This is a genomic window from Halalkalicoccus sp. CG83, assembly GCF_037081715.1.
Lineage (GTDB): Archaea > Halobacteriota > Halobacteria > Halobacteriales > Halalkalicoccaceae > Halalkalicoccus > Halalkalicoccus ordinarius.
Genome location: NZ_JAZDDH010000001.1, coordinates 1,025,908 through 1,047,020 on the forward strand (window position 1 = coordinate 1,025,908; position 21,113 = coordinate 1,047,020).

28 protein-coding genes and 1 tRNA gene are annotated in these 21,113 nt (G+C 67.9%); 14 read left to right on the plus strand and 15 right to left on the minus strand.

Translation table 11 applies throughout. The annotated features are described in order from the left end of the window. Positions 1-37 precede the first annotated feature (37 nt). Complete coding sequence (locus tag V0Z78_RS05290) at positions 38-772, minus strand: hypothetical protein (RefSeq protein WP_336343582.1); 735 nt, start codon at positions 770-772, stop codon at positions 38-40. Positions 773-862: 90 nt separating this feature from the next. Continuing rightward, on the minus strand, positions 863-1,033 hold the full coding sequence (locus tag V0Z78_RS05295) for a hypothetical protein (RefSeq protein WP_336343583.1): 171 nt from the start codon (positions 1,031-1,033) through the stop codon (positions 863-865). 139 nt (positions 1,034-1,172) lie between these two features. Here V0Z78_RS05295 and V0Z78_RS05300 point away from each other — a divergent pair, with 139 nt between their 5' ends. From V0Z78_RS05300 to V0Z78_RS05310, 3 genes are all read left to right on the plus strand, one after another. After that, entirely contained in the window at positions 1,173-1,766 is a 594-nt protein-coding gene (locus V0Z78_RS05300) for a hypothetical protein (protein ID WP_336343584.1), read from the plus strand. Beyond that, entirely contained in the window at positions 1,763-2,416 is a 654-nt protein-coding gene (locus V0Z78_RS05305) for a hypothetical protein (protein WP_336343585.1), read from the plus strand. Before V0Z78_RS05300 ends, V0Z78_RS05305 begins: the two co-directional genes overlap by 4 nt. 130 nt (positions 2,417-2,546) lie before the next feature. Next, positions 2,547-3,578 (plus strand): metal-dependent hydrolase, encoded by a 1,032-nt coding sequence (locus tag V0Z78_RS05310; protein ID WP_336343586.1) that lies wholly within the window; start codon positions 2,547-2,549, stop codon positions 3,576-3,578. A gap of 111 nt (positions 3,579-3,689) precedes the next feature. Here the strand turns inward: V0Z78_RS05310 and V0Z78_RS05315 are convergent, their stop codons facing one another. Both V0Z78_RS05315 and V0Z78_RS05320 read right to left on the minus strand, forming a co-directional pair. After that, positions 3,690-4,478 (minus strand): TrmB family transcriptional regulator, encoded by a 789-nt coding sequence (locus V0Z78_RS05315; protein WP_336343587.1) that lies wholly within the window; start codon positions 4,476-4,478, stop codon positions 3,690-3,692. A 57-nt stretch (positions 4,479-4,535) separates the two neighbouring features. Beyond that, a complete protein-coding gene (locus V0Z78_RS05320) occupies positions 4,536-4,907 on the minus strand; it encodes a DUF7344 domain-containing protein (RefSeq protein ID WP_336343588.1) in 372 nt (123 codons plus the stop codon). A gap of 120 nt (positions 4,908-5,027) precedes the next feature. Between V0Z78_RS05320 and V0Z78_RS05325 the strand changes: the two genes are divergently transcribed. After that, positions 5,028-5,177 (plus strand): hypothetical protein, encoded by a 150-nt coding sequence (locus V0Z78_RS05325; protein WP_336343589.1) that lies wholly within the window; start codon positions 5,028-5,030, stop codon positions 5,175-5,177. A gap of 113 nt (positions 5,178-5,290) precedes the next feature. Here V0Z78_RS05325 and V0Z78_RS05330 read toward each other — a convergent pair whose 3' ends face one another. From V0Z78_RS05330 to trmY, 3 genes are all read right to left on the minus strand, one after another. Next, entirely contained in the window at positions 5,291-5,464 is a 174-nt protein-coding gene (locus V0Z78_RS05330; RefSeq protein WP_336343590.1) for a hypothetical protein, read from the minus strand. A 392-nt stretch (positions 5,465-5,856) separates the two neighbouring features. Beyond that, positions 5,857-5,929, minus strand: a tRNA-Pro gene (locus V0Z78_RS05335). 44 nt (positions 5,930-5,973) lie between these two features. Then, complete coding sequence (gene trmY / locus V0Z78_RS05340; protein WP_336343591.1) at positions 5,974-6,570, minus strand: tRNA (pseudouridine(54)-N(1))-methyltransferase TrmY; 597 nt, start codon at positions 6,568-6,570, stop codon at positions 5,974-5,976. 142 nt (positions 6,571-6,712) lie between these two features. On the opposite strand from trmY, the gene V0Z78_RS05345 reads away from it, so the two are divergent. From V0Z78_RS05345 to rnhB, 5 genes are all read left to right on the plus strand, one after another. Next, a complete protein-coding gene (locus V0Z78_RS05345; protein WP_336343592.1) occupies positions 6,713-8,050 on the plus strand; it encodes a tRNA pseudouridine(54/55) synthase Pus10 in 1,338 nt (445 codons plus the stop codon). Positions 8,051-8,148: 98 nt separating this feature from the next. Beyond that, on the plus strand, positions 8,149-8,274 hold the full coding sequence (locus tag V0Z78_RS05350) for a hypothetical protein (RefSeq protein ID WP_336343593.1): 126 nt from the start codon (positions 8,149-8,151) through the stop codon (positions 8,272-8,274). 256 nt (positions 8,275-8,530) lie between these two features. Continuing rightward, on the plus strand, positions 8,531-9,382 hold the full coding sequence (locus V0Z78_RS05355; protein WP_336343594.1) for a hypothetical protein: 852 nt from the start codon (positions 8,531-8,533) through the stop codon (positions 9,380-9,382). Between the two features lie 3 nt (positions 9,383-9,385). After that, positions 9,386-10,369: a hypothetical protein gene (locus tag V0Z78_RS05360; protein ID WP_336343595.1), complete on the plus strand. Its 984-nt coding sequence runs from the start codon at positions 9,386-9,388 to the stop codon at positions 10,367-10,369. Positions 10,370-10,429: 60 nt separating this feature from the next. Further along, positions 10,430-11,068, plus strand: coding sequence for a ribonuclease HII (gene rnhB, locus V0Z78_RS05365; protein ID WP_336343596.1), 639 nt, complete (start codon positions 10,430-10,432; stop codon positions 11,066-11,068). A 21-nt stretch (positions 11,069-11,089) separates the two neighbouring features. Here rnhB and V0Z78_RS05370 read toward each other — a convergent pair whose 3' ends face one another. From V0Z78_RS05370 to secF, 3 genes are all read right to left on the minus strand, one after another. Then, entirely contained in the window at positions 11,090-11,746 is a 657-nt protein-coding gene (locus tag V0Z78_RS05370; protein WP_336343597.1) for a helix-turn-helix domain-containing protein, read from the minus strand. A gap of 117 nt (positions 11,747-11,863) precedes the next feature. Next, positions 11,864-13,432, minus strand: a complete 1,569-nt coding sequence (locus tag V0Z78_RS05375) for a preprotein translocase subunit SecD (protein ID WP_336343598.1) — start codon at positions 13,430-13,432, stop codon at positions 11,864-11,866. Next, on the minus strand, positions 13,429-14,289 hold the full coding sequence (gene secF / locus V0Z78_RS05380; RefSeq protein WP_336343599.1) for a protein translocase subunit SecF: 861 nt from the start codon (positions 14,287-14,289) through the stop codon (positions 13,429-13,431). Before secF ends, V0Z78_RS05375 begins: the two co-directional genes overlap by 4 nt. A gap of 82 nt (positions 14,290-14,371) precedes the next feature. Here secF and V0Z78_RS05385 point away from each other — a divergent pair, with 82 nt between their 5' ends. Beyond that, the gene (locus V0Z78_RS05385) at positions 14,372-14,698 is read left to right on the plus strand and encodes a hypothetical protein (protein ID WP_336343600.1); all 327 of its coding nucleotides are present in this window, start codon (positions 14,372-14,374) and stop codon (positions 14,696-14,698) included. An 11-nt stretch (positions 14,699-14,709) separates the two neighbouring features. Here V0Z78_RS05385 and V0Z78_RS05390 read toward each other — a convergent pair whose 3' ends face one another. The 3 genes from V0Z78_RS05390 to V0Z78_RS05400 form a co-directional block, all read right to left on the minus strand. After that, positions 14,710-14,925, minus strand: a complete 216-nt coding sequence (locus tag V0Z78_RS05390; RefSeq protein ID WP_336343601.1) for a hypothetical protein — start codon at positions 14,923-14,925, stop codon at positions 14,710-14,712. Between the two features lie 76 nt (positions 14,926-15,001). After that, positions 15,002-15,466 carry a DUF5812 family protein gene (locus V0Z78_RS05395; RefSeq protein WP_336343602.1) on the minus strand — a complete coding sequence of 155 codons (465 nt, stop codon included), beginning with the start codon at positions 15,464-15,466 and terminating at the stop codon, positions 15,002-15,004. A gap of 49 nt (positions 15,467-15,515) precedes the next feature. Beyond that, positions 15,516-16,040 (minus strand): hypothetical protein, encoded by a 525-nt coding sequence (locus tag V0Z78_RS05400; protein WP_336343603.1) that lies wholly within the window; start codon positions 16,038-16,040, stop codon positions 15,516-15,518. A gap of 79 nt (positions 16,041-16,119) precedes the next feature. Between V0Z78_RS05400 and V0Z78_RS05405 the strand changes: the two genes are divergently transcribed. From V0Z78_RS05405 to V0Z78_RS05415, 3 genes are all read left to right on the plus strand, one after another. Then, positions 16,120-17,412 carry a glucose-6-phosphate isomerase gene (locus tag V0Z78_RS05405; RefSeq protein ID WP_336343604.1) on the plus strand — a complete coding sequence of 431 codons (1,293 nt, stop codon included), beginning with the start codon at positions 16,120-16,122 and terminating at the stop codon, positions 17,410-17,412. 66 nt (positions 17,413-17,478) lie between these two features. Beyond that, entirely contained in the window at positions 17,479-18,216 is a 738-nt protein-coding gene (locus V0Z78_RS05410) for a CPBP family intramembrane glutamic endopeptidase (protein WP_336343605.1), read from the plus strand. Between the two features lie 36 nt (positions 18,217-18,252). After that, complete coding sequence (locus V0Z78_RS05415) at positions 18,253-18,414, plus strand: CopG family transcriptional regulator (RefSeq protein WP_336343606.1); 162 nt, start codon at positions 18,253-18,255, stop codon at positions 18,412-18,414. A 2-nt stretch (positions 18,415-18,416) separates the two neighbouring features. Here V0Z78_RS05415 and V0Z78_RS05420 read toward each other — a convergent pair whose 3' ends face one another. Next, positions 18,417-18,875 (minus strand): NOB1 family endonuclease, encoded by a 459-nt coding sequence (locus tag V0Z78_RS05420; RefSeq protein WP_336343607.1) that lies wholly within the window; start codon positions 18,873-18,875, stop codon positions 18,417-18,419. Next, the gene (locus V0Z78_RS05425) at positions 18,876-19,121 is read right to left on the minus strand and encodes a PRC-barrel domain-containing protein (protein ID WP_336343608.1); all 246 of its coding nucleotides are present in this window, start codon (positions 19,119-19,121) and stop codon (positions 18,876-18,878) included. A 123-nt stretch (positions 19,122-19,244) separates the two neighbouring features. Here V0Z78_RS05425 and infB point away from each other — a divergent pair, with 123 nt between their 5' ends. Further along, positions 19,245-21,053 carry a translation initiation factor IF-2 gene (infB, locus tag V0Z78_RS05430; RefSeq protein WP_336343609.1) on the plus strand — a complete coding sequence of 603 codons (1,809 nt, stop codon included), beginning with the start codon at positions 19,245-19,247 and terminating at the stop codon, positions 21,051-21,053. The last annotated feature ends 60 nt before the right edge of the window (positions 21,054-21,113 follow it).

Consider the following 21,113-nt stretch of genomic DNA (forward strand, 5'->3'; position numbering starts at 1 on the left):
TCGACCGTGATTCGATTCGTCGAACTCTCGTCGGTACTCAGCCTTCTATCCGAACCGAGATCGCCGAGAGCCCGCCCTCGAGTTCGCGCACCTCGTCGTTGTACGCCTCGACGAACGCCGGGAAGTCGTCGACGAGGTTACGAACGTCGGGCGCCGAGGGCGGGCCGTACTGCGAGAGCAGGTAGATCCCACCCTCGCCGCCGACGCGCAGGTAGGAGGCGACGCTTCCCTCGCGTTTGAGCTCCCAGCGGCTCCCCGAGACGCGCGTCCCGAACGTCCCGTAGTCTGTGCCGTCGTACCGGTGGAGCTGTGCCGCCATCTCGTCGCAGACCTCCCGGATCGCGTCGAGCACCCGATCGCGTTCTGCGGCGACCGACTCCGTCGAGACCGGCGTCGGGAACTCGACGTCGACGTCGTCGAGGACCCCCGAGAGCGACGCGATGTGTGCGTTGTACGCCTCGACGAACGCTCCGTAGTCGGCCATCGCCCGCGCGAGCGCCTCGGGGTCGGGTGGGCGTTTCGTCGAGACGACGTAGACCGCCTCGCCCGATCGCGGGTCGAACCGGAGATACTGGATCGCGCCCGCCTCGTACTTGAGCGTCCACTCGCCGGCGTCGGTCGCGAACGCCCGCTGGCCGTAGTCGCCGCCCTGGAGCACGGCCAGTTCGCGCGCGATCCGTCCGGCGTGGTCGGTCACTCGGGCGACGACCTCGTCGCGCCGCTCGGCGGCGTCCTCCGCGCTCTCGACGTCTAACTCGGTCCCCTCGACCATCACCGTCGATAGGGCGACCGGACGGTTAACGCTGCTGACCGGCACGCATCACGAACGCGAGTACCGATCCGCGCCTCGAACGTGTCCCGCTCAGCGAGCGATGTATCGAGCGACGAGGACGATGGGAACGACCGGGATCGCCAGTCCGGTGACCAGCAGGAAGACGGCGATCACCGCCTTCTCCAGTTGGCTCGAGTCGTCCCAGATCGACCGTGACATCTCGTCGATGGCCTCCGCGGTCCGCTGTATCAGTCCGGGCATCGGTCGTCTCTGACGTCACAGACGGTTGTAAACCTCCCGGAACCCGCGGACGGTCCGTCCCGGATGGCGTTCGGAGGTGCGGCGAAACGAGAGCTATATGGGGCGAAGGGCGATTTAGTCGGGTGGACGGTACGATCGGATGGACCTCACCGCACTCGACGCGCTCGTCGGCAACGAGCGCCTCAACGTCGTGTTGGCCTGGACGCTTACCGGGTTCGTCGTCCTCGCCGCCGCCGGAAGCCTGATCGGTGGCGATCTGCTGTGGGCCGGATTCGCGGTCGGCGTCGCGTGTCTGGCGTTGTTTCCCGCGATCGCGTTTCGGAACGCACGGGCGGTGCTGCCGTGGGAGGTGCTCGCGCTGGCCGCGCTGCCGCTCATCGGGCGGACGTTCGGATCGGGGAGCGTCAGCGAGTTCGCCACCTACCTCTCCGTCGCGGCGATCGCGCTGCTCGTCGCGGTCGAACTCCAGGTGTTCACGCCGGTCAGGATGACGTCCGGCTTCGCGGTCGCGTTCGTCGTCATCGCGACGATGGCGACGGCGGGCGCGTGGGCCGTCGTCCGGTGGATCGCCGACCTCTACCTCGCCACCGGCTTTCTCGAGAGCGAGGAGGCGCTGATGTGGGAGTTCGTCGCCTCGACGGCCGCGGGCATCGTGGCCGGCGTCGTCTTCGAGCGCTACTTCCGCCGGCGTGCACGGGCCCTCGAGCGGCGGACGGGTGGTGGGACGACGTGAGCGTCCGCGAACGCCTGGGGCTCTCGGCGCGGAGGGGGCGCTACCTCGCCTGGTTCATGGAGGTCGTGCTCGTCGGAATGTTCTTCATCGGGCTCGACCGGGGCGATACGGGCATCGTCGTCAACACCGGAGTGGCGCTCGCGGTGACGCAGCTTCCCCCGATCCTCGAACGCGAGTACGGGATTACGATGGATTCCGGACTCGTCCTCTGGATCACGGCGGCGGTCTTCCTCCACGCGCTCGGCACGGTGGGCCTGCCCGGCTCGTCGGTCAACCTGTATCGCTCGGTCTGGTGGTGGGATCACCTGACCCACGGGCTGTCGGCGTCGGTCGTCGCCGCCGTCGGCTACGCCACCGCGCGGGCGCTCGACCTACACACCGACGAGATTCACCTTCCGCCTCGGTTCATGTTCGTCTTCATCCTCCTGTTCGTGCTCGCGTTCGGCGTCCTCTGGGAGGTTCTCGAGTTCGCCATCGCGGGGATCGGTCCGTTGCTCGGGCTCGGTTCCGTCCTCACCCAGTACGGCCTCGAGGACACGATGCTCGATCTCGTCTTCAACGTGTTCGGGGCCGTGATCGTCGCCATCTGGGGAACCGCACACCTCAACGACCTCGTCGGCGTTCTCACGGCCCGTCTCGACGGTCGCTGAGCGACGATCGTTCTCGACGTTTCAATGGCACCCGCACACTGGAGAACGAGGAACGCCGTCAGGTCCGCGGGACGGGCTGCAAACGGACCGGCACGAGCCGCTTATCTCGCTCGGGTACGTTCGGATCGATATGTTCGTCGGCCACGCGCTGCTCGCGTTCGCGCTCGCCGCGGGCGGTGCGCGCTGGACGGGTCGCTCCCCGGAGCGATCGCTGTCGATCGGACTCGCCGCCGGGGCGTTCGCGACCGTCCCCGACGTCGACATGCTCTACGCGTTGGTGGGACTGCTCTCCGGGGTCGGCGGGACGCTCGACGCCGTGAACGCGTTCTGGAGTGCGAGCACCCACGTCCACCGAATCGTGACCCACTCGCTGGTCGTCGGGGTCGCCGCCGCCCTCGGGTTCGCCCTCTGGAGTCGCGGCCTCGAACGGGAGGGTGCGGGGATCGGTGCGCTCAGGACGCGTCCCGACGCGCTCTCGGGGCTCGCCGTTCTGGTCGCTCTCGTCGCGGTCGCCGGGCTCGCAAGCGGTTCGCTCGGGCTCGTGGTGATGTCGGCGTTCGTCCTCGCCGGACTCGCGGTGGCGACGCTCGCAGTCGAGTTCGGCGGTCTCGGTCCGCGGACGGTCCTCGCGACGGCGCTGCTCGGGCTGTTGAGCCACCCGTTCGGCGACCTCTTCACCGGTGAGCCGCCACGACTCCTCTACCCGTTCGGCGCACGCCTCCTCACCGATCGGGTACTGCTCAGTCCGGACTCGACGCTGCACCTGCTGGGAACGTTCGGCGTCGAACTCGCGACGATCTGGCTGGCCGCGCTCGTCTACTGCCGGCTGACCCATCGGTCGCTCCGTACGCACGTCCGCTGGCGGGCGGCGCTCGGCGTCGCCTACGCGGGGGCCGCGCTGGCGCTGCCCGCACCGACGGTCGACTCGTCCTACCGGTTCGTCTTCAGCGTGCTCGCGGTCGGGGCCGTCGGCCCCGCACCGCTCGTCGGACGAGCCTATCGCGAACGCCGTGCGATTCGAGGTGTCGGTCGCACCCACGGTGTCGGACGCGAGTTCCGGACGAGCGCGTTCGGTGACGAGGCGCTGACGCCGCTTCTCACCGGGCTGGCGGCGATCACGCTGGCCGGGATCTCCTTCGCGGTGGTCCACTCTCTGACCTGATCTGATCTACCTCGCGGGTCGGACCGACGGCGAGGGCGGCGGGCGACGTATCGAACCCGGGACGGCCCGTCGACGAGCCGTAATGACGGAACACGAGGGACGCCACTCGACTCAACTGAGGACATCGGAATCGTCGATGCGCGCGCCGAGCAGGTGGCGCGTACCGACGACCAGCCCGTGGTCGGGGCCGCTGGCCCAGATGGCGGTCTCGGTTCTCCGCCCGGGGAGGGTCTCGTCCGTCAGCGCGCTGATCAGCACCGACCGTCGATCGACCATCACGATCCGGCCAAGCCACTTCCCCTCCAGCTTCGCCGGATCGTTCGCCAACGTGGTCACTGTCGCCTTCGCCGAAGGCACCTCCTCCTCGATGCGTTGCTTTGCGTCCTCGGACGACAGTTCGACGATCACCGTCATCTCCCGATCGACGGCCGCCGACAGCAAGTCGTACAGCTTCCGATCGAGCAACCCGTCGTCGACGACGAGCACGTAGACTTCGTCCTCCCCATCCTCGATCAGACTGCCGATCCGGTTGGTCACGTGGTCGTGATCCGCGATCGCCCACGCCCCTTCCTCCTCCAGGTGCTCCGACCGTCGTAGTCCGGCCAGCGCCGCCTCCGCGGCGTCCAGCGTGGAGTCGTACTCCTCGCGAAGGATCTCAAGGGCGGCGTCCTTCGAGAGCGCCCGGTACTGACGCGGCTCGGACTGCTGTACGTCCACCAGCCCCCGTCTGTGCAGCCGCTCAACCGCGTCGTAGACCCGGGAACGGGGCACCGTCGAGAGGTCGCTGATCTCCTTCGCACTGGCCTTCGGGACCCGCGACAGCCCGACGAAACAGCGCGCCTCGTACTCGGTCAAACCCAGCTCCTCGAGCAGCTGGACCGCTTCATCTCCGGTTGGCATCGAACACGGAACGAATCGCGTCGGTACGGGTAGAACGTTGTGGTTCGACCCGTCGGGTCACTCGACCTGATCGGCGAGTCCCTCGAACTCGTCGACGACCTCGCGTCCGGTCTCGGTCAGGGCGACCGTTCGTTCGGATCGGTCGAACGCCACGGCGTTCGCGGCCGCCAGCTTCGGGACGTGGGCGTGATAGAGCGAAACGTGAACCCGTCGGAGATCCGTCGCCGAAACCGCCCCTTCCTCCGAGCCCGTCTCCCGGACCGCGACCGCCTGCGCGAGATCGGCGAGTTCGACCCGCTCCTCGCTCTCGTTCAGGTGGTACAGCACGTCCCGACGACGGCGGTCGGAGAGAATCCCGTATAACGCGTCCCCGGAGAGCCCCTCGCTCGCGGCTCGGCCGCTCTCGGAGTGAGGGATCGAGTGATCCATTACGAGAGGTACGCTTACGGCGTACTTATCCTCACGCGAGTTCGGACGGGGTAACACCGCCGTTGTCACTGGCGGAGTCACGGACGTTTTAGGTGACGTCCACGCCAAGAATCGATCGATGTGGGGGAGACGAGAACGAAGGCCGCGGCGCGATGCAAGGAGTGTGAGACGGCGTTCGTGGTCTGGATCCTGCCGGACGGAGAGGTCTCCCCGATCGGAACCGACGGCGACTGCTCCTGTGGAGGGTCGGCGTTCCGCGTACTCTCGTGATCGTGAGTTTCCAGCGAGGTACTACGAGCGAACCGAACGGTCCGGGTTCGACCTCGCCGAGATCCGAACCGCAGCGGCGCCGCGCCGAAAATGGGTTAGTCGGTCGTAAACCGTCAGTCGTCGGCCGGCATCCTTCGAGTATCGAATCGTCCGTCGGACTCGGCGGCCTCCGCACCGTCGTCGGACTCCTCGATCCGCCCCTCGCCGCCCCGGTGCCAGACCGAGGTGAGTTCGTCGGCGAACGGCGGACAGTGGTCGACGTCCTTCATGGTGTGTCGTTCGGGCATGCGTACAGCGTCGGAGGTTCCGGAAGGGTATAACCCTTCTAGCGGACGAGTTCCCAGAAGTCGGCGTTTCGGGCGTCGAATCCTCGCCGTTGATCGGCTTCCATACTGCCCGCTCGCGGAGTTGCTCGCGGGCAGAAATGGGCCGGCTCAGATTCGAACAGCACAAACCTCGCTCCGCTCGGTTCGCTGGCTCGAATCTTCACGGATGCGTTTTCCACGCAATTCAGGCTCCTCGCTTCGCTCGTCGCGTAGAATTGCGGGAAAATGGGCCGGCTCAGATTCGAACAGCACAAACCTCGCTCCGCTCGGTTCGCTGGCTCGAATCTTCACGGATGCGTTTTCCACGCAATTCAGGCTCCTCGCTTCGCTCGTCGCGTAGAATTGCGGGAAAATGGGCCGGCTCAGATTCGAACTGAGGTTACGGCCACCCGAAGGCCGAAGGATACCAAGCTACCCCACCGGCCCGCACCCGAACCAAGGCGAGTGCCGTCTTTAAGCGTTCCGAAAGGTCAGTATCGCTCGAACCCCTCCGTGTCGAGCCAGTTGTGCGCGACCGTGATCGCGTGGTTCGCGTGCAGCCGTTTCGGGCCCACTCGCACCCGTTCGTCCGCCCGCGACTCGAGCAGCGCGGCCTCGCCATCGGCGAACTCCCGGTGGTCCGAGAGGACGAACACGGGGTCCGCTGGCGGCTCGACCTCGACGGCAGGCTCGCCCTCCTCGTGAAGCTGAACGACCGTTCCCGACTCGCTCGCGGCCTCGAGGATCGGGCCGAAGCCGCGCCGCGAGAGGTGGACGCCGGGGGAGGTCTCGACCTCCATATGGCCGATCGCCTCCTCGCGCTCCTCGAGGGCCTTGCGGATCAGCGCCGCGGTGCTTCGCTCGTCGGGGTTGAGTCGCCTGAGCTCCGAGCCCTCGAACCGGACCGTGAACTCGTCGCTGAGCACGAGGTAGGTCCGGACGTCCTCGCGGATGGCATGCGAGAGGAAGAAGGCCGACGAGACGCACCGACATAGCACGTCGAGGCGGCCCGCGCCGCCCGCCAGATCCGAGAGCGAGAAGTCGGGCGTAGTGGGGACGTCGTGACCGGAGACGATGAACTGGCGCATGCCCGTTCTCGCCGGCCGAGGGCCATACGTCCGTCGACGAACGTCAGACCCTTACCCCCCCGAACCCTGGTCTCGGTATGATCGGAGTCGAGCGACGACGCCGTCGCCGTGGCGCTTTCGACGCGAACCCGGAGGAGCGGCGATGACCGGCGACGTCCTCGAGGAGGCCCGCCGGATCGTCGCACAGGACCCCGTCTGCAACCGTTGTCTGGGACGCGTCTTCGCCGAGCGAAGCTTCGGGCTGACCAACGACGAGCGCGGAACCGCGCTTCGGACCGCGCTCGCGCTGGAGGACGACGAGCCGTACGAGGCGCCCGAGATCGAAGCGTGCTGGGTCTGTGAGGGCCACAGCGCGACGTTCGAGACGCTCGCCGAACGCGTCGTCGAGTCGCTCGAGGGGATCGGGTTCTCGACCTACCAGGTCGGCACCCGGGTGCCGCCGCTGCTCGAGGAGAACGAGCGCCTCCTCCGGGAGTCCGCGGAGCTCCCGGTCGACGCGGGCGAGGCGTTCAAGTCCGAGTGCAACCGCGAGGTCGGAAAACGCGTCGGCGCGATGACCGGAACGGAGGTGGACTTCGAGCGCCCCGACGTGCTCGCGCTCTGTACCCTCGAAGGCGGGGACGCGGGCGACGTCTCGACCCACGCGGTGGACGTCCAGATCAACCCCGCGTTCGTCTACGGCCGCTACCGGAAGCTCGAACGCCACATCCCCCAGACCGAGTGGCCTTGCCGGGAGTGTGGCGCCACCGGCAAGCAGCTCTCGGCGGACGGCGGCGAGGAGCCCTGCGAGGGCTGTGACGGCACCGGCTATCGCTACGACCGCAGCGTCGAGGGGCTCACGACTCCTGCGGTCGTCGAGGCGATGAACGGCGCGGAGGGCGTCTTCCACGGCGCCGGCAGGGAGGACGTCGACGCGCGGATGCTCGGTTCGGGCCGGCCGTTCGTCATCGAGGTCAAACGCCCCCGCGAGCGCGAACCCAATGTCGCATCGCTCGAAGCCGAGATCAACGAGCGCGCCGGGGGCGCCGTGGAGGTCGAGGGGCTGCGGCTCGCGACCCACGAGATGGTCGAGCGCGTGAAGGGGCTCGACGCGAGCAAGACGTATAGAATGGACGTCGAGTTCGTCGAACCGGTCGACGCCGAGGGGCTCGAGGCGGCCCTCTCGGAGCTCTCCGGCGCGACCGTCGAGCAGGACACCCCCCAGCGCGTCGATCACCGCCGCGCGGACCTCACCCGCGTGCGCGAGGTCTACGACGCCGACGGCGAGCTGATCGAGCCGCGTCGCGCCGAGCTCACCGTCCACGGCGAGGGCGGCCTCTACGTGAAGGAGCTGGTGAGCGGCGACGACGGACGTACCCGCCCGAGCCTCGCCGGGCTCCTGGGTACCGAGAGCGTCGTCACCGCCCTCGACGTGATCGACGTCGAGGGCGAGGCGGAGCCGTTCGACGACCCCGCCTATCTCGCCGTCGACGGAAGCTGAACGCGTCTCCCCTCTCGGCGCTCGCTTCCGATCCGGCCGAAACGACTTAGTTGTGACAGTCCGTACCACGGCATGGGTGAACGCCGATGTGTCACCACATGAACGAACGAGCCCGAGAGTTCGTCGAGAGCGAGGACGAGGAGGTAGTGGACCTCGAAGAGCTCGAAGACGAGGCCGACGCCGACGAGCCGACCGTCCGCACGACGGTGAACGCCGACGACTGAACGGCCGAACCCATTTATTCTCGCCCGACCTGCGACGGACATGGTAGCCTTCGGGATCAACTGATCACGAACACACCCGTTGGCAGAGCAGAGATACGTTTCCAGAACGATCCGCCGAAAGACACATCACCAAAACGACTATAGCTTGCGGTGTGGTATCATTACATTCATAGCGTGAGAGGCTCGATTCGAGCGTTTTCACGGCGTGTGAACGTCTCACCGGAGGAGAAGGTTCCGGTGGAGACGAACTGATACGATGAGTACGACAGACGCGGACATCAACGGGGAACCGACGGACGACCGAACGGGACTCGGGTCGTCGAGATCACAACGCGGTGTGTCCGAGCCGAGCACGCCGACGCGGCGGGTCGGGCGGCGACGGCTCCTGCAGGCCATGGCCGCTACGGGCGTCGTGGCGCTCGCCGGCTGTCTCGGCGCCGAGTCCGATTCGGACGGCGCGAGCGGTGATCCGGCCGATGACGAGAGCGGGGGTGACGGTGGAGACGGAGGGGGTGGAGACGGAGCCGCCGAGACGACCGCGCTGTTCGGCCAGAGCGCTCGATTCGCCGACTCGTACGCCTACGAGATGCGGAGCCTCGAGACGGGAGAGCCGTCGGGGTGGAGCGGACGGGTCGACGGGGAGGACAGCTACATGCGAATGGAGGACGAGGGCGGAGTGATGGAGATCTACTCCATCGACGACGAGACCTACGTCATCCAGGACGGCGGGTGTTTCCTCGTTCGCTCCGGGGAGTTCGAAGGGACCGAGGGCGAGGACGTCGACGAGCCCGACGTGGAGGCTCACGAGGAGGAGGCCGCGGCACATCCGGAACTGGAAGCGGTCGGTCGGGACACGATCGACGGGGAGGAGGTGTACGTCTTCGAGCTATCGGCGAGCGAGGCCGCGGAACACGACGACGCCGTCACCTACTACGTGAGCGTCGAGACCGGCTACCTGCGCCGGATGGAATCCGAGGATACCGTCGTGGACTTCTACTCGTGGGGGAACGTTGACCCGATCGAACCGCCGGAGATGGAGTGCATGGAGACGGGCGGATGGGACGAGCCCGGAGAGATGCCTGCGATCCGTCTTCCCCGCAGGAGGTGACCGGTGGCGCTCTACTTCGGAAGGGCCACGCGGGTCTTCTTCAGGACGCTCCCGTTCGTCGCGCTACGGATGGTCGTCGGGGCGTCGTTCGGCCTCGTCACGGTGGTGTACTTCGGGGTCGTCGGCTGGCTGGTGTTGACGCTACTCGATGCGGGAACGGTTTCCGGTCCGATCGGGGGGATCGGACTGCTCGTCGCCACCCTCGTGTTCCTCGCGGCGATGCGCTTTGCGAGGCGGTACGTCCTCTACATGGTCGCGGCCGGCCACATCGCCGTCATCGCCCACGTCGTCGAGACCGACGAGACGCCGCCGAATCAGATCGCGTTCGGAACGAACACGGTGAGGGATGACTTCATGGGGGCCAACGCGCTGTTCGCCGTCGACCAACTGATCAAGGCCTCGATCAAGCAGTTCAACGGGACGGCCGTCCCGCTGTCGCGCTGGGTACGGTTCGTCCCGGCGCTCGAACACGTCCTGACGGTGCTCCGGAAGGCGCTCGCGCTCGCGGCCACCTACCTCGACGAGGCGATCCTCGCGTACGTCTTCGTGAGTGACGAGGAGGACAACTGGCGGGCGGCCAGCGACGGCGTGGTGCTCTACGCGAAGACCTGGAAGTCGGTACTGGGATCGACCCTGCTGATCGTCGTCGGGACGTACGTGGTCGGGTTCGCACTCCTGCTGTCGTTAACACCGCTTGCGGCCGTCTTCGGCGGCCTCTCGCCGACGTTCGAGGTACTCGGATGGGTCGTCGTGGCTGGCGTGGCGGTGGCGATCTACCTCGGCGTACTCCGACCGTGGGTCAAGACCGTCGTGATCACGACGTTTCTCCTCGAATCCCGCGGACTGACGCCCGACAGCGAGACGATGGAGTTCATCGTGGGTCGTTCGGACGGGTTCGGACGCCTCGTGGCCAACGTCGAGGCGGGGAAGCCCGACGAGCGAGACGCGGACTCCGATCCGTTGGGTGACGGTCGAAGCTCGGGTTGAGCGGACGACGCCCAACCGACGTCCCGTTATCTACTTCACCCGTGCGCGCCAGCGACCGGCATGGCCGTCTTCGGGATCGACGAGGCAGGCAAGGGACCGGTGCTGGGGCCGATGGTCGCCGCGAGCGTGGTCGGCGACGAGTCGGTCCTCCCCGAGGGGATCGACGACTCGAAGCGGCTCACGCCGGGCCGTCGCGAGGAACTGGCGCGGGCGATCCGCGGGGACGAACGGATCGCCGTCGGCGTGAGCGCGATCGAGCCCCCGCGGATCGACGATCCCGAGACCGACATGAACACGCTGACCGTCGCGGCCCACGCCGAGGCGGCCGCCGGCGTCGTCCGGGAGGGGATGGCGGGGATCTGCGACGCCGGCGACGTCGACGCCGATCGGTTCGCCCGCCGAGTCGCCGAACGGCTCCCCGACGTCGACCTCGTCGCCGAGCACCGCGCCGACGAGAACCGCTCGATCGTGAGCGCGGCGAGCGTGATCGCGAAGGTCGAACGCGACGCCCGCATCGACGCGCTCTCGACGGAGTACGGCGACGTCGGTAGCGGCTACCCGAGCGATCCGACGACGCGGGCGTTCCTGGCTGACTACGTCGCCGACCACGGCGAGCTTCCGGCGTGCGCGCGGACCTCCTGGCAGACCTGCGAGGACGTGCTCGCGGCCGCGGATCAGCGAACGCTCGCGGAGTTCTGAAGGCAGAAGCGAACGGTCGGCTCAGTTCTGGAGCGGATCCGCCCCGGCGAAGACGGTCGTCCGAACGATCTTGCGTTCGGCACGACGCAGTCGCTCGGAGGCGGCCTGTCCGGAGATGCCGAGCCTCTCGCCGATCTCGACGAGGTTCGTCCTCCGGGGCACCTCGAAGAACCCTCCCTCGAAGGCGGTGACCAGCGCCTCGTGCTGGCCGTCGGTCAGTCCGTATCGGTCCGAGGCCGTCATCGGCGAGGACCGATCGAGCCGGCGCACGTCGAAGTGCACCCCCAGTTCGTGGCAGTCGTGCTGGACGGCCCGGAGGGCGTCGCCGTCGCTCGCACGGATGCGAAAGATCCACTCCTCGGGCGTGCCGCTGGCCCGTTCGATCAGGAGGTCGGACCGGAGGAGGGAGGGACAGGGCGGCGGCCTCGTCCACTCGATGCGGTACAGCGGCTGGTTCGCTTCCCGGTCGATCGGCATGAACGCCTCGACGCGCTCGTCGTCCGCCACTGCAGCCTCGAACGCGTCAAGGTCGTCGGTGTCCGTCACCCTGAGGTACTGATTGGCGTCGCCGTCGACGGGGACGTGTCTCGTGAACTCGACGTGTGTGTCCGTCCGTTCGAGCGCGTCGCCGGGCGGGATCGTCGACGATGGAACGGTGACGTCAGCAACGATTGGCATATCCTACGTAGTCGTGAGCGCCTAACAAGCGTTGGGGTCACGGAGACGACACGTTCCGTGTGGAATCGGATCTCTGTCCGCTCACGCGGGTAGCGGCCCGCTCGCCGTCGGGAACGGTCACGAACGGGTCAACAGCACCCGGAGGACGTCGCCGTAGGCCGGCCGGGTGACGAGCACGCCGATCAGCACGCCGACGATGGTGAAGAGCGCGAACCCTGTGAGATCGCCGAGGCTCATGAACGCGAGCGGCGACATGGCGACGATCGTCGTCGCCGCGGCCGCACCGATCACCCAGAACGCCTTGCGAAAGCGCGATTCGAACACGCGTCCCGTCGAGACGTCGCCCTCCTGGAGGATCTCGTCGGCGATGATGATCAGGTCGTCGACGCCGGTGCCGACGACGGCGATGAAGCCGGCGATCGCCGCCAGATCCAGCGGATAGCCGACGGCTGCGGCGAATCCCAGGAGCAAGAAGACCTCGGCGCCGGCCGTGAGGATCATCGGGCCGGCGATCCGCGGGCGACCGTAGCGGCCGGCGACGACGCCCGCGACGGCGATCATCGAGATCAGTCCCGTCACCAGCGAGTAGAGCTTGAAGTCCTCCGCGAGGCTGGGCTCGAGGTAGTACTGGGTGCCGGCCTCGATGTCGAGCGGTGCGGGCGTGGCGCCGGCGAGCAGGTTCACCCGGAGCGTGCGGACGTCGTCGATCGACTCGCCCGTCATCACGAAGTTCCGGGAGTTCTCGTACTCGCCCGACTCGATGCTGCCCGCGAGGTCCTCGCCCATGTTCGCCGCGTAGACCACCTCGCCGTCGACGGCGGTGAGCAGACAGTAGCCCGGCTCGTCCGGGTTCTGCTCCCAGTTGCAGGCGTAGATCCCCTCCTGGGTGGTGAATCCTCGCTCGCGCATCGTCGCCGAGAACTCCTCGGCACCCTCCTCGGTGAGCGTGATGCTCACGTGCGGGCCGTAGGGCGGCTCGTCCTCGGGCTGGCCCACCGACTGGATGTCCTCCTGTTCGATCACCGTCGTCCGTCCGTAGCCGTCGTCCTCGGGGTAGGTGGCGTACACCTCGACGACGCCGCGGTCCTCGATCAGGTCGATCACGCTCTCTCTGTCTTGGCCGGGCACCTCCACGACGACGAACTGCTCGCCGGTCGACGACGTCGACTTCTGGACGTTGCCGGCGGCGAACGGCGACTCGCGGAGCTTCTCCTCCAGCACCTCCACCGCGTCGTCGACGGTCTCCTCGGTCACCCCCTGGCGGATCGTGTCCTCGCCGACGTCGTACCCGGCCGCCTCGAGCGCCGCGCGGAACTCCTCCTCGGTCACCCCGTCGGTCGTGACCTCGATCGTTCCCTCGCCCTCGCGCTCGCCGGGGTAGGCGTTGACGTCGCGACCGTCGATCCCGAGCTCCGACGCGACCGTCGACTCGATCTCGGCCTGCTGGCCGGGCCGGACGTCGAGCCCCTCGGCGGTCAGGCCCGCGAGCGGGGCGCGCACCCGCGTCCCGCCCGAGAGCTCGAGGCCGAACTGGAGGTTGGTGGGCCCGGTCCGGGCGGCCGGCTCGCCGGTCGCCGCGTCGCCCGGCGCGAACGTCGGAAGGAACAGCACCGCAACGCTGACGAGAACCAGCACGACCAGCAGACCGATGCGCCAGTGTTTCTTCGCGAGGCCGACCGCGTTCATCGGGCGATTCCCTCGTACTTGTACCAGCGCAGCAGGCTCACGTTCAACATGTAGGTGTTCATCAGGTCGGCGAGCAGCCCGAAGACGAGGACGACCCCGATCGCGGGCAGAAGCGGGATCGCGAGGAGCGTCGCCACCGCCGTCATGACCACCATCGCGACGATCGAGGTCAGCGTCATCGTCACCCCCGTCCGCGTCGCGCGGTAGGTGCTCTCGTAGAAGTCGCCGTGGCGGCGAAGGACGTGGTTGTTCAACAGCAGGTCGGAGTCGACGCTGTAGCCGATCAGCATCAGCAGGGCGGCGACCGTGCCAAGCGAGAGCTGGATGTCGAAGAGGTTCATCAGCGCGATCGGGATCACGATGTCGCTGAACGCCGAGAGCACGATCGCGATCGAGGGGACGAACGTGCGAAACAGCAGCGCGACGAGCAGGCTCATGCCGACGAACGCGACGGCGACCCCGATGACGGCCTGGAACTGGGTCTGGGCGCCGAACGTCGCCGACGTGCTCGAGATCGAGATCACCTCGTAACCGGCCTCGGTGGCCTGGGACTCGAGGGCGGCCGTGTCGGTCGACTGGAAGGTGAGGATGTACTCGTCACCCTGGGCGGCGATCGGCTGGACCGACTCGGGGCCGGGGTCGAAGGCCGCCTCGATCTCCGACTCGGGGGCGTCGCTTCGGATCTGGAGCTCCGTCCCGCCGGTGAAGTCGATGCCGGGGTTGGCCGGCATGCCGGTGACCGCCCAGGTCCCCGCGATGATCAGAACCGAGACCGCGAGAACGGCGAGAGGAACCGCCGCGAGCTGGCGGTTCGAGTACCGGGGATAGTCGACCTCCGGTACTACGGAATCGAACATGTGCCCCGGTGCGGGGTGGCTCGGAATAAGCCTTCCCATCGCTGGGGCGTGCGTTTTTGACCCCGTAGAACCTTCGTAACGTATGGCCCGAACCGACGCGAACGCGGCGACGCGGATCGTCGTCTCCTACCCCGAGGACCTCAGCGACTGGGGCCGGTTCCAGGTGGAGAAACCGCCGTTCCGCGCCTACCTCACGAAGACGCTCGGCAGGGTGGAGACGGGCGACGAGCGCGAGGAGTTCGTCGGCGTGGGCTGCTGTGGCAACACCCTCGACGTCCCCCTGCGGATCGAATCGGTCGAGGGCGGATCCGAGGTGGTCCGCGACACCGAGATCGAGTACGTCGTCCGGGAGGCCTGCGGGATCGAGGGCGGCTGGCGCGTCCAGAGCGCGGGCGGGCCGACGGCGTAGTACCGTACCGTCTACTCGTCGATCAAGACCCGGGGCTCCCCGTCCTCAGGCTTCGGTTCCTGACCGATGGAGCCGGTGAGCCGACGCCGCTTGTGCTCCTGGACGAGGAGACCGAGCAGTTCGTCGTAGCTCTGGCTCTCGGCCTTCAGCTCCCGGAGCTGGTTCCACCGCTTCTCGGTCACCGGGATGAGCTCCGTCGTCTCGGAGACCTCTTCGTCCTCAGTCATGTCGTGTACTGTATACTCCCGACCGAACGGATATATGTACCGAAAGTCCATGGAGGTTCGTGAGGATTGGTGTGAGTCACGGGAGATACCGGACGCTGACGATCCCCTCGTCGGCGCGGATCTCTACCCTGTCGACGCCGTAGCGGGCCGCCCGCGCGAGCGTCTCCTCGTCCTCGAGGACCTCCGTGGCCGCCGCCTCCGTGCGTTCGGGCGGCACCGTGAGGACGTGGAGTTCGCCGATCCCCGCGCGGTCGGTCCGCGTCACCTCGCCGACGGGCTGGTCCGCGGCGATCTCGCGCTCCTGGTTCGTGGGCGGTTCGTCGCTCCGTTCGACCGAGAGCTGGCGTCGCTCCTCGATCTCCCGGAGTTCCCAGGCCGCCTCGATGGGTGGCTCGGGGGCCACCGTCCCCTCGATCACGTCGCCCGCCTCCAGGTCGGGGTTCGCGGCGAGGGTGTGGATCTGGCCCGTCTCGACGTCTCGGAGGACGGCGTCCTCGGCTCCGGCGTGCGTCACGAGGAACGTCCCCGTCGTCTCCTCCATACCCCCGAGAGACGGCGGAGCCGCTTGTCGATTACGCCTCGCCCCGCGCTCACCGAAACCGCCGGTGAAGGAGAGCGATCGTGACGACCGCGAACACGGGCGGGAGCAGCCCCAACACTCCCGGAAGGCCGTAGAGCGCCTCCACGACGACGGCGAGCCCGCCGGTCGTCGTCTGCTGGTGTTCGGGCGGCACCGAGATCAGGAGTCCGAGGTACAGCGCCGCGACGAAGAGGTAGCCACCGACCGCGAGCGCGGCGTCGTAGGTGGCGTCGGCTCCCTGTCTCGTCCGGTGGCGCCGCGCGACCAGCAGGACGGGCGCGAAGATCGGCGCGATCACGAGCAGGGCGACGAGGACGAAAAACGAGCGCATGAGCGTGATCGTCTCGCTCGCGCCGAGGGTGGAGGCGATCACGCCGATCAGCGCGAGGGTGAACAGCAGCGTCAGCCCGATGCCGAGCGCGGCGCTGACGAACACGTACGCCTTGTAGACCGACGACTCGCTCGCGACGTAGGAGTAGCGAAACGAGCCGAACAGCCCCCCGTAGGTTCGCTCCTCGGCGTCGGCCTCTGCCATGGTCGACGGTTGGTTCGAGGGCAGGATAAGCGGCCCGATCGGTCACAACCCTTTTGCGCCGAGCCCGCGCCCACGCCGTATGGAGATCGACATCGGCAACGCGCTCGAGTCGACGGCGACCCCCGGCGTCTCGCGCGACGCCCTCGAGCGCCTCGACGAGCGCGTCGCCCACGCTCACGAACGGGTCGAACGCGGACGGGCGAACGGGGAACACGGCTACGCAGCGCTTTCCCTCCCCGACGTCGTCGACCTCGACGCGATCCGGACGGCGGTCGAGCCGTTCTCGGACGTCGAAACGGTGCTGACGGTCGGCATCGGCGGCAGTTCGCTCGGCGCGGCGACGCTCTCGGCGGCGCTCGAGAGTGCAGTCGACGCCTACGCGCTCGACAACGTCGACCCCGCACACGTGACGAGGCTGTTCGACTCGATCGACCTCTCGCGGACGGTCGTCCACGTCGTCTCCCGCTCGGGGACGACCGTCGAGACGCTCGCGAACTTCCTTGTCGTCCGCGAGGCGATGGAACGCGAGGGGGTCGACTGGAGCGAACGGACGCTCGTGACCACCGGCCCGGAGGGCAACCTGCGGGGGCTCGCCGAACGCCACGACCTGCCGGTGCTCGACGCGCCCGACGGGGTGCCGGGGCGTTTCTCGGTGCTCTCGTCGATCGCGCTGCCGGTCGCCGCCCTGCAGGGCCACGACCTCGAGGCGCTGTGTGAGGGCGCCGCACGCGGGGCCGAGGCGCTGTCGGGGTCGTTGTTCGAGTCGCCCGCCTACGCCTATGGCGCGACCAGCTACGCGCTCGCCGAGCGGGGCTGGAGGGTCAACGCGATGATGCCGTACGCCGAGTCGCTCGAGACGTTCGCGGAGTGGTTCGCCCAGCTGTGGGCCGAGAGCCTCGGCAAGGAGGGACTCGGCCAGCTACCCGCGCGAGCGCTCGGCGCGACCGACCAGCACTCCCAGCTCCAGCTCTACCGGGCGGGCCCGCGCGACGCGATGGTATCGCTGGTCCGCCCGCGCGAGCGCACCGAACTGCCGATACCCGGGACCGACCTCGAGGGGCTCTCGTACCTCTCGGAACACGATCTGGGTACCGTTCTCGACGCCGAGTTCGAGGCGACGGAGGCGAGCCTCGCCGCCGCGGGTCGCCCCTCCGTTCGGATCGAGATCGATCGCGTCGACGAACGCTCGCTCGGCCGACTGCTGTACGGGATGGAAGCCGCCACCGTGCTGGCCGGCGAGCTCTACGGAATCGAGACGTTCACCCAGCCCGCCGTCGAGTGGGGCAAGAACGCGGCCCGCGGCCTGCTCGGCGCCGACGAGTCCGAGGAGGCGAGGGCGGTCCAGGAGAAGGACCGGCTGGTGATCGACTGATCGGCCGAATCGTCGGCCCATCGGAGCGTCCGATGGTATATACCTCGGCGACTCCAACCGGGAGCCATGACGACGGAGACGACACGCGTGCGACGGCTCGCCGTCGGGAGCGCCCTCGGGGTCGGGGGACTGTTCGTCGGGACGGTGCTGCCGCTGGTCGCGATCCTGCTCGTCGGCGCGTTCGTCCCGCTGGCGTTCGGCGAGCTGTTCGCGGTCGGCACGCTCTTCTTCGGCGTGGGTCTCGTGCTCGTCTCGGTCTGGTTCGTCACGTCCACCGGCCGGGGGCTGGGCTACTTCGACCTCCGGCTCCCCGGCCTCCGCGATCTCCTCTACGTCGTCGGCGGGCTCGTCGCCCTGGTCGGCGTCGCGATCGCCGTCGGACTCGTCTTCTCGGCGCTGAACGTCCCCACGGCCCAGAACAGCATCGAGAACACCGCACGCGAGGGCGGCGCGGAGGTGTTGCTGTGGGCGATCCCGCTCGCGTGGCTCGCGATCGGGCTCGGCGAGGAGCTGGTCTTTCGCGGCGTGGTCCAGAACTACCTCGAGGAGGAGTTCTCCACGGCGGGTGCGATCCTCGCGAGCAGCGTGATCTTCGCGTTGGTGCATATCCCCGCCTACTACAGCCCGAACCCGGCGGCGACGGGGAGCGTTCTCGTGGTGGTGTTCTGCCTCTCGGTGATCCTCGGGGTCACCTACGTCCGGACGCGAAACCTCCTCGTGCCGATCCTGATCCACGGGACGTACAACGCGATCGTCTTCCTCTCGCTCTACGTTGCACTAACTGGGGACGTCCCTGGCGTCTGACATAACTTTATGTAGGTTGACGTAGTAGAACGTCGCATGCCCCGCCGGTACAGCCTCGTCTGTGAGGACCGCACCGCTGCCCAGATCACCGCCCTCACGAGGGAGTACGGTCTCACCGAGAGCGAGGTTCTGAAGCAGCTCATCGAAATCGGTCTCGAACAGCGCGAGAGACGGCCCGGATCCCGGCTGCAGGCGTAGGATTAGCTCGGGTTCTTCCGGGCGAGCTCGCTGCCACAGATCTCACAACGATCGAGGCGCTCGTCGAACTCGCGACCACAGCCCTGACACTGGAAGGTCCATCGGCGCTGCTCGCTGATCCCCTCCCTGGCGATCACCTCGACGGCGACGTTGAGCTTCTCCGAGACGTTCTGCATCGCGTAGTCGTCGGTGACGAGCGTTCCGTCGAGCTCGAACGCGGCGGCGATCAACCGGACGTCCGTCCGCGAGAGCTCCTCGAGGTCGCCGAGCTCGCGCGCGGCGCGTTTGACGGTGTCGATGGTCTCGTCGGTCGGAATGTGGACGTGCATCCCCGATCCCTCCATCGCGTCGTACCGGTAGGCGCTCTCGTCGGTGAGCTCCTCGCGGACGAGCGGGATCGTCGCGGTCCGTTCGGTGGTGTGGTACTCGTTGATGAACGCCGACGAGTCGAGAACGTACATCTACCGCTTCACGACGATGTAGTCCTTGACCGCCTGCACGCGCTCGACCGGCATGCGGAGCCGGCCCTCCTCGTCGGCGTCGAAGCCGAGCTGATCGGACGTGAGATCGTCGTTCGGGGTGACGACGAGGTCGTAGAGCTCGCCCGTCTTGATGTCCATGGTGATGTTGTAGAGCATCCCGAGTTCGGTGCCGTCGGCACCCATCACTGCCTTCCCCGAGAGGTTCTCCGCGAGTATCTCAGACATACCCGTGCAATGCCAACGGACGTTAATAAACGCCACGGGCGCGAACGCGGCGCTCGGGCGGTCTACGATGGACTTAACTACCGCGACCCGCACCGGTAGAACAGAGACTTCTCGGGTGGTAGGATGTCGAACACAGATACAACACAGGACCCCTCGTCGACGAGCCTCAGAACGCCGATCGTCGCCGTGTTGGGCCACGTCGACCACGGGAAGACCAGCCTACTGGACAAGATCCGCGGCTCCGCGGTCATCGAGGGCGAGGCGGGGGCGATCACCCAGCACATCGGCGCGACCGCGGTCCCGCTCGACACCGTCTCGCGGGTCGCCGGCGAGCTGGTCGACCCGACCGACTTCGACCTCCCCGGCCTGCTGTTCATCGACACGCCGGGACACCACTCCTTTACCACCCTTCGCTCGCGCGGCGGCGCGCTCGCCGACATCGCCATCCTCGTCGTCGACGTCACCGACGGCTTCCAGCCCCAAACGGTCGAGGCGATCAACATCCTCGAGCGCTCCTCGACGCCGTTCGTCGTCGCCGCCAACAAGATCGACACCATCCCGGGATGGAACCCCCGGGAGAACTCGCCCATCCAGGACACCTACGACGCCCAGAGCGACCGCGCACGGTCGAGGCTCGACGAGCGTCTCTACGAGCTCATCGGCGAGCTCTCCGACGAGGGGTTCTCGGCCGACCTCTACTGGCGCGTCCAGGACTTCCAGAAGAACGTCGGCGTCGTCCCCGTGAGCGCGATGACCGGCGAGGGCGTGCCGGACCTCCTCACGGTCCTGATGGGCCTCTCCCAGCGCTACATGAAGGAGGCGATGGAGATCGACGTCTCCGGGCCCGGCGCGGGCACCGTCCTCGAGGTGAAAGACGAGAAGGGGTTCGGCGCGACCGTCGACGTCGTGCTCTACGACGGCACCGTCCGGGAGGACGAGACCATCGTCGTCGGGGGAACCCATGACCCGATCGTCACCGACGTGCGCGCGCTGCTCCAGCCCCGCCCGCTCGCCGAGATTCGAGCGGAAAGCCGGTTCGACCGGGTCGACGAGGTCGGCGCGGCGGCGGGGCTGAAGATCGCCGCACCCGACCTCGAGGACGCGATGGCGGGCGCACCCGTCCGCGTCGTGAGAAACCGCGAGATCGACGACGTGATCCGCGAGGTCGAGGCCGAGCTCGCCGAGGTCGAGGTGAGCACCGAGGAGGAGGGCGTCGTCGTCAAGGCCGACACGCTGGGCAGCCTGGAGGCGATGGCGAACGCGCTGGCGGAGGCCGAGATCCCGATCGTTCGCGCGGAGGTCGGCGACATCGCCCCTCGTGACGTCTCGGTCGCCAGCACCGCCGACGATCCCATTCATCAGACGATCCTGGGGTTCAACGTCGACGTGCTCGCCGACGCCAGTCGACGGGCCGAGGAGAGCGACGTCCGGATCTTCCGCGACGACGTGATCTACCAGCTCGTCGAGGAGTACGACGAGTTCGTCGAGGACTCACAGCGCGCCCAACAGGAGACGATCCTGGACAACATCTCCCGACCGGGACGCTTCCAGCTGCTGATGGACCACACCTTCCGCCAGAACGACCCCGCGGTCGTCGGCGTCGAGGTGCTCGGCGGCACGGTCAGGAACAACGCCCAGGTAGCGAAGTTCGAGGGCAACGAGCCGGTCCGGGTCGGCCGGATCAAGGGGATCCAGGAGCAGGGCGAGGACGTCTCCGAGGCCCGCCAGGGAAAGCGGGTGAGCGTCGCCATCGACGGACCGACCGTCGGCCGCCAGATCGAGGAGGGCGACGAGCTCTGGATCGAGCTCCCCGAGAAGCACGCGAAGATCCTCGAACAGGAACTCGCTGAGGACATCCCGGCCGACGAACGGGAGATCCTCCAGATCTACCTCGACAAGCAGCGCCGCCGGGACCCGTTCTGGGGGAAGTAGCGACGGATCCGGTGCTCCAAGTCGTCGTTCGATGCCGCCGGATTCGACGGGCATCCGACC